The sequence below is a fragment of the Microbacterium sp. Clip185 genome, from assembly GCF_028743715.1.
Taxonomy (GTDB): Bacteria; Actinomycetota; Actinomycetes; order Actinomycetales; family Microbacteriaceae; genus Microbacterium.
In genome coordinates, this window is sequence record NZ_CP117996.1 from 2,396,177 (window position 1) to 2,409,251 (window position 13,075).

A 13,075-nucleotide genomic window follows, 5' to 3' on the forward strand; every position below is an offset into this window, starting at 1 on the left:
ACCAGGACGCGCATCCTCACCGTACGCCCGAAAGGCACCTCCATGCGCGCACGCGGAACCGCGGCCCTCGTTCTGGCAACCACCCTGGTCGGCAGCGGACTCGTCGGCGCCGCTTCGGCCCAGGCAGCCGATCCCGTGCGCACCTCGATCGCGTCGGTCACCTCGGCTTCGGTCGCTGCGGCCACCGAAGCTGCGCCCGCCCCCGTGGCGTCCTTCGACTTCGAGACCCCACCACAGGCGGGCGCGTTCGCGTCGGCCGACGCCCGCGCTGTCGTCCAAGGCACCGCCGACCTCGTGACCAGTCGCGAAGGACAGGGCACGGCAGCACGCCTGTCCCCCGCGTTCTGGCTGACCGTCACCAGGGCGGACGGCACCGCGCTCCTGGCGGGCGACGAAGAAGTGACGATCTCGTACGACAGCCTCGCCGAGGCTCAGGGCAACGTGGGGTGGACGGTCTTCGCCGCGGCGGACGCATCGACGCAGACGTATGGAAGCGAGCGATACCTCGGTGTGCTCGACCGCGCGGGCGACATCGTCGTCGAGCGGTACAACAACACCGGCGTGCGCGACACCTCCGGCATCCTCACCGCGACGGGCACCAGCCGGTGGCGGCACGTCGATCTGGTGCTGGCACAGAACACGGCGCGGCTCTACGTCGACAAGCAGCTCGTCGATACACGCCTCGGCGGACCGTCGATCGACGAGATCCTCGGCACCTCCGGCGGCATCCTGCAGATCGGACGCGCCAACTGGGCCGGAGGCGAGTACTTCTCCGGCCTCCTCGACAACCTCGAAATCTACGATCGCGCCCTCACCCCGGCTGAACTCGACGTAGAGGGCGCCGCTGTCGACGACCGTGCAGCCCTGGGTGTTCCTTCCGTCGTCCTCGGAGATCTTCCACGCTCCGTGCGCGGGCAGACGGTCGTATGGTCGGCTACGGGCCCCGGCGCCGCGCGGGTGTCTCCGGACGGCGCCGTCGACACGGCCGGGCTACATGATGGCGTCGCGGTGCGCCTCGAAGCCCGTGTCGCTGGCGCCACAGAGCCGCTGACCTGGGATGTGACCCTGCAGGAGCCGGGCGGAGAGATCGCGAGCTACGTCAAGAAGGTGACGACAGTGAACGGCGTGAAGGACGACCCTCTCGCCTACGACGACGACCGCCGCGCCGATTCCCTGTATGTCGCCGCCCGCCCGGTCGGAAGCGACCACTGGCAACCGCTCAACCGTGGTCAGGCCATCCTCTCGGTGTTGTGGGACGACACGCAGGCGGCAAAGCCCTGGGCGCAGATGGGCTCGCCGAGCCTGTTCCGCGATGCCGACGGCCACCTGGGGGTCGTCGCTTCGCAGAACGACTCCACGAGTCGCATTTACGTCTGGCGTTCGACCGATAACCGCACCTTCACCGACCAGGAGGTCGTCGACCTCGGTTCGGGAATCGTCTCGGCCCCGCGACTGATCGCCGCTCCCGGCGGCGGCTATCAGGTCCGGTGGACGGACCTCGCGAGCGGCGAGGGCCTGACGGCAACGATTTCCGCGCTCGACTGGCGCGCATCGGTGTCGGCAGCAACACGCGCCGATGTACACCCGCTCGGCGTCGACGGAGACGGCCTGCCCGCATGGGCAGCCGACGCCGCATCCGCGCCCGTGACCGAGAAACAGTTCAGCGCCTTCGTGAACGCGTACGTCGACCTGCAGAACACCGGGGTCGAGGCCATCGACGCGCGGGTGGCCTCGGGAGCCGATGCCGCGACGGTGGCCGCAGCCCTGCCGCCCACGGCGACGTACACGTACAACGACGGCAGCTCGAAGAGCCTCCCCGTCACGTGGAGCGCCGAGCAGATCGCCGATGCCGCGGCGGCGGGCGCCGGTACGTACGAGATCACCGGGGCGGTCCAGCAGCACGAGCAGCGGATGGTCTCGGATGCTCGCGCCGACCCGCACGTGTTCTACAACGAAGACGACGGCTACTACTACCTCACCGGCTCGCATTACGCCGAGCCGTCGGACGGCCGGATCGACGAAGCGAGCAGCTACCGGAAGATCGGGCTGAAACGTGCGAGGACCCTCGAAGGTCTCGCCGCCGCGCCCGAGCACATCGTCATCGACCCGGACAACGGCACGGTCGGCCGCGAAGCGCAGTATCCGAACACCTTCTTCGGATGGGGCGGGTTCATCTGGGCGCAGGAGTTCCACAAGATCAACGGACACTGGTGGATCGTCGCGGGTATGAACCTGGGTTTCGCTCAGACCGGCGGCTGGTGCGACAACACCGTGCTGATCCCCTACACCGGCGACGAGGCATCCATTCGTGCGGGCGGGTTCTTCGACGAGGCGAACTGGGGCGAGCCCACGGTCCTCGAAGGAGCCGCCTTCGACGTGTCCTACTTCGAACGCACCGAGAACGGCTCGACGCAGGGGTACTGGATCATGCCCAACGGTGGACGCCTGCTCGTCGCCAAGGCGCGCATGGGCGACGGCGTCGTGCCCCTTCTCGACGGAGCACCCACCACGATCTACACCACCAGCCAGGTGTGGGAGCGGGGCAAGCAGGCTCCCACCCCGGCCGACACCAACGAAGGCAGCGACCAAGCGGTGGTCGAGGCCCCCTACATGCTCCAGCACGGCGACCGCATCTACGTGACCTACTCGGGCGGCACGGTAGACAAGTACTACAGCTTGGGTCTGCTGACGGCGTCAGCGGATGCCGCCCTCACCGATCCGGCGAGCTGGACGCAGACGGCGTTCCCCATCCTCGACACGAACGACACGTATCAGGGTCGCCTCAGCGCCGACGAGTCGACTGCCACGCGGGAAACAGCCGGCACCGGCCACAACGCCCTGATTGCAGACGCGAACGGCAATCTGCTTCTCGCCTACCACGCGCGCCCGTATCCCGACCCGCACACCGTGACCGATCCGGCCGGCGCCGGCGGGCTCTTCGACCCGGACCGCAACACGTGGTTCCAGTCGGTGAACGTGCGCGCCGACGGGCGGCTCGACCTCTCTCTGACGAAGGACCAGGAGGTCGCGCCCGAGAATCGCACGGTCGTCGCGCGGGTGACCATCGCCGCGGGGCAGGGACCGACACCGACCACAGAGCCCACTCCGACGGCGCAGCCGACGAGCCCGCCCGCCCCGACCGCCCGCGCGACGGCGAGTGCCGCACAGGTCACCCAGGGAGGTTCCTTCACCGTCTCGGTGAGCGGCCTCGGCGCGGGCGAGCAGGTGCGTGCGACACTGCACAGCGAGCCGATGGTCGTCGCCGGCATCCCGATCGCCGACGCGAGCGGCGCGGTGACGTTCCTCGTGCGCGTCCCGTCCGACTTCGCCCTCGGCGCACACCAGCTCATCGTGACGCGCGCCGACGGGTCGGCATTGACCGCGCTACCCATCGAGGTCGTGAAGGCACACGCCCTCGCAGCGTCCGGACTGACCGGCTCACCCCTCACCACGGGGATCCTGGCGTGCCTCCTGATCGTCATGGGCATCATGGTGCGGGTGACACGCCGCCGCGCCGCCTGAGACTGCTGTTTCGTCCGATCGATCCTGCTCATGGGCGGCGCGGACGGATACGAGCGTCGGAGTTTCGTCGCTGCGATCAGCGCCGCCTCAATCACCGACCGCCAATGCGGCCGGTGCCCAGAACGCAGGGGCAGGTGTCTCCGACGGGGCGCGCAGACGGAGGCCGCGCGCGACGCATCGACGCATCGACGCATCACCCACACGCCGTGAAAGAGGGGTGGGGGACCTCGTTCGAGATCCCCCACCCCTGTCTATCGGTCGGTCAGCAGCTCGTCCGTCGGCGCGGGCGACCGAGGAACGCCGCACAGCCGCCGGCAACCAGCAACAGAGCGCCGCCCAAGGCGATGCCGAGAGGCACCTGCGCACCTGTCGCCGCAAGCGTGCCCTGTGCCGCGACTGCGAGCGGGATACGGGCGATCACGGAGCCGTCGGCACGGTAGACGACGATCGTGTGCGCACCGGGCGGCAGATCCGCCGGCACCCGCACATCGAAGCTCACCCGACCCGATGCATCAGCCGCCGGGATGCCCGTGATCCGAATCGGATCACTACGCAATTCCGCCGCCACCTGCTCACCCGGCTCCAGTCCCGTTACGGTGACGCGGACGACGCCGCCCCGCTCCACCGCATCCGCAGACGCCGACGCCCGCGGCCCCGACGCAGAAGACGTCGGCTGCGGAGTCGGAGCCCCCGACCCACTCGGCTCAGGAGACGGAGAGCCACCCGGTTCAGGAGACGAAGAACCGCTCGGCTCCGGAGAAGGCGAGCTCGCTCGAACGATGGTCACGATGTACTCCTGGGCGGTCGCGTGATCCTGAGCGACGGAACGGAGCACCACCCGCGTGCTCCCCTGCTCGGCGAGCGGCACGGTCCGCTTCTTCGTGTCGTCGATCAGCACATCCCCGAGGTAGACCAGACCGCTCGGAAGAGCGGGATCGGCGTCGAAGGTCGCGCTGACCGCATCCTTCGCGACGGTCACCGTGTACTCCGTCACATCACCGTCGAAGGCAGGCGACATGGTCGCGTCGTCGAAGCGCAGCGCGGACAGGTGCGCGTCGGTGTCGAACGCCGTCTTCGTGGTCGTATACACCCCGTACACACCACCGACGTAGCTCGTTCCGTTGCTCTGGAAACGAACGGTGACCACGGGGATCTTCTGCCCGTCGGCATCCAGCACGTAGTTGCCGGCCTGGTCGCGCTTGTACCGATCCGCGGCGGCGGTGTCGGCGAGAACGGATGCCGGAATCTCGTCGTACCGGATGTACCACTGATCGGCACCGGACTCGTTGGTGATGCGCTCGTGCTTCAGGAGAACGTCGTTGACGTACACGTCGAACGTGCGCCCGACATCACCGCCGTAGTAGCGAACACCGAGGTAGTTCTTCGGTGCGGCGAGATCGACGGCGAGGTCGTACTGGAAGTAGGCGTCGGCAGCCTGCTGCGCGTCGCGGTACCCCTCCCCTCGCCAGACGCCCACCTGCGAGCGGTTGAAGGCGTAGTTCTTTCCGGCCTCGCTGTTGTTGTTGTCGAAAGAGGTGAGCGAGTCGGTCGTCATCTCGTCGATGCGCAGCTGCTCCTTGTCCTTCTTGATCATCGCCTGCGCCTCAGCCGAATCCGGCTCGATCAGGTTCATGTAGAGGGCGTAGCGGGCGTTGTACATGCTGTAGTACGGCTCGAACACGAGGGATGCGGCATGGTCGTCGACGTTCCGCAGCGCGAACTTCATGACCGTGTTGCCGTTGTTGTCCGTGCCGTTGCCCTGTCGGACGAGGTTCTGCACGATGTTCTTCTTGAACGCGTCGACGTCAGAAACCAGCACCGTGTTGTTCACCGACTTGTCCGCCGTGCTCATCCGCACAAGGATGCCCGCTTGGTAGTCGGCGTCCACGTTCACTCGGCTGAGCTCGGTCGACAGCAACACGGGACCGTAACGGAAGGCGACCCAGTTCGGGTCCTCCGTTCCCGCATCCGCGGTGACCGAGGCCGGCAGCGTGTAGGAGATCTCGTCCCCCTTGGAGACCGGGATCACCACGTAGCCGTTCTGCACCAGGGGGGCGACCTCGCGCGGCTGGCCGTTCACGGTCAGAGTCGGGTTCGGCGACCAACTGGGCACGCGCAACCGCAACGCCGTTCCGGCCGTCAAGGCGCCCCCGTCGATCGAGTCGACGGCGAACGTGACGGTGTCGGTGTTGGGCACATCCGCGGTCTGTGTCAGACGCAGATTCTGCGGCGCCGAGGTGAAGACGGTCGAGCGGAACATGTTCACGTAGATCGAGGCTCCCTTGCGGAAGTAGATCGAATCACCCAGCTTCGTGAAGCTCTCGGTCGCCGTGCCGTGGTCGCACCAGAACTCGTCCTGCTCGCGCCCGAACACCTTCGCGTACCCCGCCGTCTGAGGCTGGAAGTACGTCATCATGCCGGTCTCCGGGTTCTGCGACGCGAGGATCGTGTTGATGTAGGTGTTCTCGTAGTAGTCGGCGTACGTCACATCGGGATTCACCTCGAACAGCGCCCTGGTCAGCTTGAGCATGTTGTACTCGTTGCAGCCTTCGACGGTCGAGTTCTCGCCGTAGCCGGAGGTCGAGCCGTTCGTGGCGAACTCGTGCAGCGTCCCGGGCTCATGGAAGTGCTCGGAGTGGCTGTTTCCTCCGCCCGCGTACGAATGCTCGTCGACGACGATCTGCCAGAAGTTCTCTGCAGCGCGGCGGTACATGTCCAAATCCGCCTTCTCCGAGTCCGACAGCCGGTCGTACAGCGTCGGGTTCTCCGTGAGGACGGTATAGCGCTTGAGCGCTCCCACGAGTTTCGGGATCGTGGTGTTGGCGTGTTTGCCGGCGAGCACGTCCTGTCCCGCGGCGAGCTGGCGGAACAGTGAAACCTCGTCGAAGTACTGGGCGGCCCTCTTGTGATCGTCGTTCTCAGTGATGCTGTACAGCTGGTACAGCGCCTCGTTCATGCCGCCGTACTCGGTGTTGAGGAGGTCGCCGGGATTCGCCTGGCGCGAGCCCCATCCGTTGAGCCAGCTTCCGAACCCGCTGGCGACGCTCAGCGCCTCCTGTCCGACGTCCTCCGGCGCGTACTGGTAGGCCTTCAAGAGTCCCGCGAGCACCTTGTGCAGGTTGTAGAACGGCACGATCAGTCCGTCCTTGCCATGCGGAAGGTAATCAACGGGGAACGGGGCGACGTATCCCGCATTCTCCGGGTCGCGCTGCGCATAAGCATCCTGAGCCGCCCGGAGCCCGTCGACGGCCTCGGTGAGTTTCGCAAGGAGTTGTGCTTTGCGCCCCGCATCCGTCTCTGTCGCATATGCCTGCGAGAGCGCAGAGATGAAGTGCCCGAAGAAGTGTCCCTGGAATCGCGCTCCGGATGCCCGTTCCCATCCGCCATAGGGCTGCGCGTCGGTCGGGATACCGGCCAGCTGGTCGAATGAGTAGAGGAAGCGCTTCGGTTCGAGAGTGAGCAGCCAGTCCACCATCTTCTCGTGGCTGTTCTCGAGATACGGATCCTCCACCAGGACCTCATTGAGATCCGTGTCGTCCAGGAAGGGCGAAGCGGCAGAACCCGATTGCGGGACGACGACCGTGAAGGTTCGCGTGCGCGTTTCGCTTCCCGCGTAGGATGCGGACGCGGTCAGCGTCACGGCGGCATCGCCGTCGGCAGGACGGGTCACCGCGGCACGACCACCGTTGATCGAGATCACATCCGGAGCAGACGAGGACCAGACGATGCCCGCACCGTTGGCCGCGGATGTCGTGAGGCCGAACTGTGCCGTCGCGGACGCGGGGAGGTTCAGGGCGTCGAGCGCGCGCTGGGCGACCGCGGCGGGGTCGAAGTCAGGATCACCCTGCTTGGTGAGCTCCACCACATGCGGGATGTCGGCGACGGAGCTGTAGACGAGGAAGTCATCGATCGCGCCGCGGGCGTAGCCTCCGTTGTAGACGGGGCCGTTGAAGCCGATCGACTTGGTCGTCGAGCCCTCACCGACGATGACTCCGGACGCCGCGCCTCCTGCCTGGCTCGCCACCGACGAGAGCTGCCGTTCTCCGTTGCGGTAGAAGGCGACATCCTTCGTCGCCGTGTCGAAGGTCGCGACGACGTGCGTCCACTCATTGGGCGGGAAGAAGGCGTCACGCGCACCGGAGACCGCGACCTTGTACGGCTGACCGCCGCCGGGCCCGATGGACAGTGCCAGCGGAGTGTTCGCTCCCTCGGAGGTCAGGTACCACCCCTGCGTGTTGTACTCCGCCTTGTTCCAGGTGAAGACCTGCTCGCCGTCCCCCATCGCTCCGGTCGGCTTGTACCAGAACGAAAGCGTCAGGTTCTCCGGCTGCAGGCGGGCATCTGTGCCGAGACCGAGCGCGTCACCGCCACGAAGATTGAGCGCCTGGCCACGCACGCCCGTCACGTAGTCCGCCTCCCCCCGGAGCATGGCGGTGGACATCTCCAGAGGACCGGCATCCGCCAGCGACCCATCGAAGCGCAGGTCTATGACCTTCGCAGAGTCGAAATCGTCGGCCGTACTCAACGCGAGCGCGGGTGCAGCCAATACTGTTCCCGCAGAGACGAGAATGCTGGTCGCACCGAGCGCGACCATGCGCCGAAGTCGAGACATATGAACCCTTCCTGCGTCGTTGCAGTCCATCGAATGTTAGCGCTCACTCAAGATACGCGCCACTGCAAGATTCGACATTTGGCCTGGGGTTTACGTGGGAACGGTTCCACGTCAATTGGTTGCGATGCACACCAAATCCGCGTGTGTCGGGGACGTCTTGCGCTCCCCTCTGCCGGTGCTTAACCTCGGCCCACGGGAGCTCAGCGAGCTCTCCACGAACGAGCCAGCTTTGGAGACTCCCTTGCCTCATCCGACGGCCGCCGCAGCCACCCCGCTCGACGGGTGGGATCTTCTCCTTTCGGCGACGCATCGTCTCGAAACGGACATCGAGAGGCTGTATCTGCGGCGGGGTGCTCCCGAGATGCGCGCCCGGTTCGCTGTTCCGCTTCTGCACCTGGCGCAGATCCAGCGCGCGACGATCGCCCGACTCGCCGACGCCGTCGGCGTCACGCACTCGGCCATGAGCCAGACCGTGGACGCCATGGGACGTTTCGGATGGGTCGCCACAGGACGCGGACGGGATGGGCGCATCCGTGTCGTCGAACTGACCGATGCGGGGCGCGCCGTCCTGCCCGCGCTCGAACGAGTACGCCGGGCTGTGGTGCAGAGCCTGCGGGAACTCGAGGGGTCGTTGCCGGGAGCACCGTCGACCATCGGCCTCGGATTGGCGTCAGCGCTGCGTCAGCGCAGCTTGCACGAACGCGTCGTCGCACAGTTCGACAACAGCGCCGCGGACTAGTCCGCGCGCCCCACGCGCGAGCGGTGCGGGCCGCTCTGAGCGACCCGCACCGCTTCGACTCAGAGAGTGCGGCGCGTGCGCGGCCGTCGCAGGAGGACAGCCCCAGCCCCCGCGATCAGCGACAACGTCGCCACGAGCGCGATCCCCAGCGGCGCCTGCGCACCGGTTGCCGCGAGCGTTCCCTTTGCGACGACGGTCACCGGAAGGCGCGCGATCACCGATCCATCGGCCCGGTAGACCACGATCGTATGTGCGCCCGCGGGGAGATCACGCGGCACCCGAACATCGAAGCTCACCCGGCCGGACGCATCAGCGGCGGGAATGCCGGCGATTCGGATGGGGTCGCTGCGCAGTTCCGCGGCGATCTGCTCCCCGGGCTCCAGACCCGTCACGGTGACGCGTACGATCCCGCCTCGCTCGACCGCGCTGACCGAGGCCGAAGCCTGCGGGTCGGTCGGCGAAGACGTCGGCTGCGTCGTGGGGGCACCCGAGCCTGTCGGTACCGGACTCGGCTCCCCGCTCGGCTCCGGCGAGGGGCTGGGCTCGGTCGTCGGCTCCGGCTCCGGCTCCGGCGAGGTGCCGACGAGAGTCCCCTCGTTGAACAGCGTCCGGACCTCGTCCGCGCTCAGCGCACGACCGTACATACGCACCTCGTCCAGATCGCCCGCGAAGTAGCTGTCGGGCCCCCAGGGGGACCTTCCGAGGAAACCACCACGGTCCACAGCGGACTCGAGGTCCGCTGCGTCGTAGCGGGTGGCGACCTCAGCCACCTTGCTCCCGTCCACATAGGTCGCGAGCTTCTGTCCGCCCGAGAGCACGAGCGTCACCTGAGACCAGACGCCGACGGGCAGCGCCGCGGCGCCGGACTTGTCCTCGCGGTAGCCCGCCTTGATGCCTGCCGCGAGGCCGCCGCAATCCGGACTCGTGAACAGATAGTTCGACGTGTTCGCACCCAGGGAGAGCGGCCACTGGCAGGCCGGTCCCCCGTCCCAACGCACCCATGTCGACAGCGTCAGATCCCGGGTGCCCTCAGGGATCACCCCCGTCGGGATGGTGGCGTATGCGGCGGCCGAGCCCGCCGGGCCGCCAGGCAGCGACAACGCGACGTCGCCGGCGTCCTGCGACGCTCCCACGGCGCTCGTCGCACCCGTTCCGTGCAGCGTGGCGTCGTTCCCCCGACCGGACACGTCGACGATCCGCGAACCTTCGACGGGCTCCGCACCGCCGTCGAAGCTGTAGCGCAGGAGGAGGTCGGCCTCGGCGTCGACGACGGTAACCGCGACCGCATCCTTGAGCCCGTCGGCCGACATCGCCGTCACGACGGCCGTTCCCTTCTTGCGGGCCGTCACCGTGCCCGCTGAATCGACCGCGACGATGGCGCTGTCGCTGGAAGCCCACGAGACACGCTGCTCGGCGTTGGCGGGCTGCACCGCCGCCGTGAACGTCGCGGACGAGCCGATCGCGAGCGTGCCGGAGCGGTAGCCGATGTCCACCGAGGTAGAGCTCACGGGCGTCCCCACGGCGGTGATCGTTGCGATCGCCGGGGTGGCGGAGCCGTCGTTCAGCGCCCCGTGCACCTGGACGCTGTCGCCCGGCACGCGCAGCCCGGACAGATCCACCTCGGGCCAGGTCACCCCCACGGAAATCGCTCCGCCCGGGCGAGCGGCGTTGACACTGCTCGGCAGGCTCACGCGTGTCGTACCCGGTGCGACCGACAACTCGACCGGCGCGACCGAGGTCACAAGCTGGTCGGGATTCCACCGTGCGATCAGTGCGTCTCGCTCGGCGCGGGTGATGCCGAAGGCGACACCGTGGCGCGGCGACGGAGGCAGGGAGTATGCCGAGGGAACCTTCCAGTCGACCTCACCCTCGGCAAGCGACTCGGTGTACAGCGGGATGTAGCCGCCGCCGCCGTACCAGTCCACGAGTACGTAGTTGCGATCCCCGTTGATGTCTCCGGGATTCGAGCGGAACGCCGATGGCCCCTCGGTCTCCGGCAGACCCGCGTTCGCGGACAGGCAGGTGTCGAACTTGCTCCAGGCTCCCGACGTGGAGGGGGCGCGGAGTTCGGTGCCCTTCTCCGCGACGATGTCCGGCCGGCACGCCGTCGCCTCGGTCCCCTTCGTGAATCGGTAGTAGACGCCATCACGTTCGAGGATCGTCGTATCGATCAACCCGGCGTTCGTCTTGCGCAGGCCCTCGATGTCGCTGGACTTGATGTAGGGCTCGGCCGGCGTGAAGGTCACGAAGTCGCGCGTGGTCGCCATCAGGATCTGCGGGCCGTTTCCGTCCTCCTGCGTGTGGGCATCATCGAGGAACAGGCGCGAGGACCAGTACACGACGTACGCGTCGATCGTCGGGTCATAGTGGGCCTCGGGCGCCCAGGTCATTCCGGCGCTGGGCGGTGAGACCTCGATGTGGCGCTGCTCGCCCCAGTTGACGAGATCTGTGGACTCCCAGATCTCCAGGTATCGACTGCCGTGGTCGGTCGGGAATCCCTTGCGTGCTGCAGAGAGGTCGGTGGCGATCAGGAAGAAGCGGTCGCCTTCCTTCGACCGGAGCACGAACGGGTCACGCAAGCCTTGGTCGCCCTTGGTCGATTCCAAGACGGGGTTGCCGCCGTTCAGTGTGCGCCAGTTGAGCGCGTCGTTGCCCTCCGAGACCGCGAAGCGGATCTTCTCGCCCTCCACGGAGTTGTCGCGGAAGTAGACGAACATGTACGCCTCGTTGTCCGCCTCGGTGTGGGTCGAGGCCGCGAGCACCTTCGCCGGGATGTCCACGACGCGTGCGACCGCGCCGAGGCGGACAGTGGCGGTCAGCGTGACCGTCCTGTCGACGCTGCCGCGCGTGACGCTTCCCTTGCGAACGATGTTGGGGGCTTGTCCCTCGTCGGTGTCGGTGATGACAGCCGGATCCGAGGACGTCCAGCCGATCTCCGCATCCTCGGCGAGCGAGGAGGTGAAGTCCACGCCCAGCTCGGCGCCGGAATCGGGCAGGGTGATCGAGCCGCGAACCTCGCCGCTGAGACTCGGGCTGACAGTGAGCGCATCCGCGACTTCGCGGACTGCTTCCTCCTGCTCGGACCCGGGCACCGCGCGCACCGTGACCGGGATCGGCGCACCGCTGCGGGACTGACCGCCCAACTGGAAGGTGGGGGTGAGCGTGACCGCGGCATCACCCTCGGATGCCGACGGTCGCGTCACCTCTCCGCTGGTGGAGATGATGCCGACGTCGCTGCTCGACCAAGTGATCGCGGAGCCCGCGGCCGACCGGGTGGGCAGCACGAGATCCGCGGAAACGGCGGATGTGTCACCCAGCGACACGGAGTCCGCTGCGAGCAGCGCCTTGTACTGCGCAGCTCCCGCGGCACGCACCTCCTCAGCCGACAACGCGGAGTTCCAGATCCGGACATCGTCGACGGCACCGCCGAAGAACGGGTCGTCCCAGAAGGAACGTCCGATGTAGCCGCCGACGTCCCCCTGACCGAGAGCCGCATCGATCGAATGACCGATACCGGTGATCTCGCCGTTCGCGCCGTCCAGCTGGCCGTTCACGTAGTAGCTGATCTTCTCGCCGGGTTGGAAGACCAGCGCGATGTTCGTCCACACCCCGACCGGGAGCGCGTCGCCGCCGTTGCCCACTCGCTGTTCACCCCGAGGCGCGTCGGATACTGCGCCGTATGTGCCGTTGCAGCTCGTGGAAGCGAGGAGGTTCTTGGCCGTGGAGCGCCCGAGACCGAAGGCGAGCTGGCAGTTGCCGTTGGCCGCGCCATCCCACTTCGTCCACATGCTCACCGTCACCGCTGCGTCGCCGGCAGAGACGATGTCGTTCGGCAGAGTGAGGTAGGGCGCGAGGGCATCGGCGTCGTTCCGACCACCCGTCAGGCGGAGGGCCTTGTCGGCCGGATCGCCAGTGACGCCCGTGACGACGGTGGCCCCGACGTTCACGACGCGGCCATCGGCGCGGTCGCTCCGCGAGCCGGAATCGGGAACGGCCGTTCCCGCGCCGAGCGTGCCGTCGAGTGTGTCGAAGGTGTAGTGCAGCGCCGCATCCGGCACGGTCGCCGCGACGGCGGCGGGCAACGTGATGAACGCGGAGGCGGCAACAGCGGCGACGGTGGTCGCGGCGAAGAGGCGGGGGGCGCGCATGAGGTGACGCTCCGTTCGATGGTGGGGGTCAGGGTGCTCGGTCGCGGCGTCGAC

The 13,075-nt window shown here is 67.6% G+C and carries 4 protein-coding genes; 2 read left to right on the top strand and 2 right to left on the bottom strand.

The genetic code is table 11. The features are described from left to right. Nucleotides 1-42: 42 nt before the first annotated feature. Nucleotides 43-3,522 (top strand): family 43 glycosylhydrolase, encoded by a 3,480-nt coding sequence (locus PQV94_RS11705; protein ID WP_274285995.1) that lies wholly within the window; start codon nucleotides 43-45, stop codon nucleotides 3,520-3,522. 262 nt (nucleotides 3,523-3,784) lie between these two features. Here PQV94_RS11705 and PQV94_RS11710 read toward each other — a convergent pair whose 3' ends face one another. After that, nucleotides 3,785-8,116 (bottom strand): beta-L-arabinofuranosidase domain-containing protein, encoded by a 4,332-nt coding sequence (locus PQV94_RS11710; protein ID WP_274285996.1) that lies wholly within the window; start codon nucleotides 8,114-8,116, stop codon nucleotides 3,785-3,787. Between the two features lie 259 nt (nucleotides 8,117-8,375). Here PQV94_RS11710 and PQV94_RS11715 point away from each other — a divergent pair, with 259 nt between their 5' ends. Continuing rightward, a complete protein-coding gene (locus PQV94_RS11715) occupies nucleotides 8,376-8,873 on the top strand; it encodes a MarR family winged helix-turn-helix transcriptional regulator (RefSeq protein WP_274285997.1) in 498 nt (165 codons plus the stop codon). Between the two features lie 59 nt (nucleotides 8,874-8,932). Here PQV94_RS11715 and PQV94_RS11720 read toward each other — a convergent pair whose 3' ends face one another. Beyond that, nucleotides 8,933-13,021, bottom strand: coding sequence for a LamG-like jellyroll fold domain-containing protein (locus tag PQV94_RS11720; protein ID WP_274285998.1), 4,089 nt, complete (start codon nucleotides 13,019-13,021; stop codon nucleotides 8,933-8,935). Between the last annotated feature and the right edge of the window lie 54 nt (nucleotides 13,022-13,075).

What these genes read in the sequence shown, in the direction of transcription:
- PQV94_RS11705 (WP_274285995.1), top strand. Translation starts at nt 43, where the DNA reads ATGCGCGCACGCGGAACCGCGGCCCTCGTTCTGGCAACCACCCTGGTC.
- PQV94_RS11710 (WP_274285996.1), bottom strand. Translation starts at nt 8,116, where the DNA reads ATGGTCGCGCTCGGTGCGACCAGCATTCTCGTCTCTGCGGGAACAGTA.
- PQV94_RS11720 (WP_274285998.1), bottom strand. Translation starts at nt 13,021, where the DNA reads ATGCGCGCCCCCCGCCTCTTCGCCGCGACCACCGTCGCCGCTGTTGCC.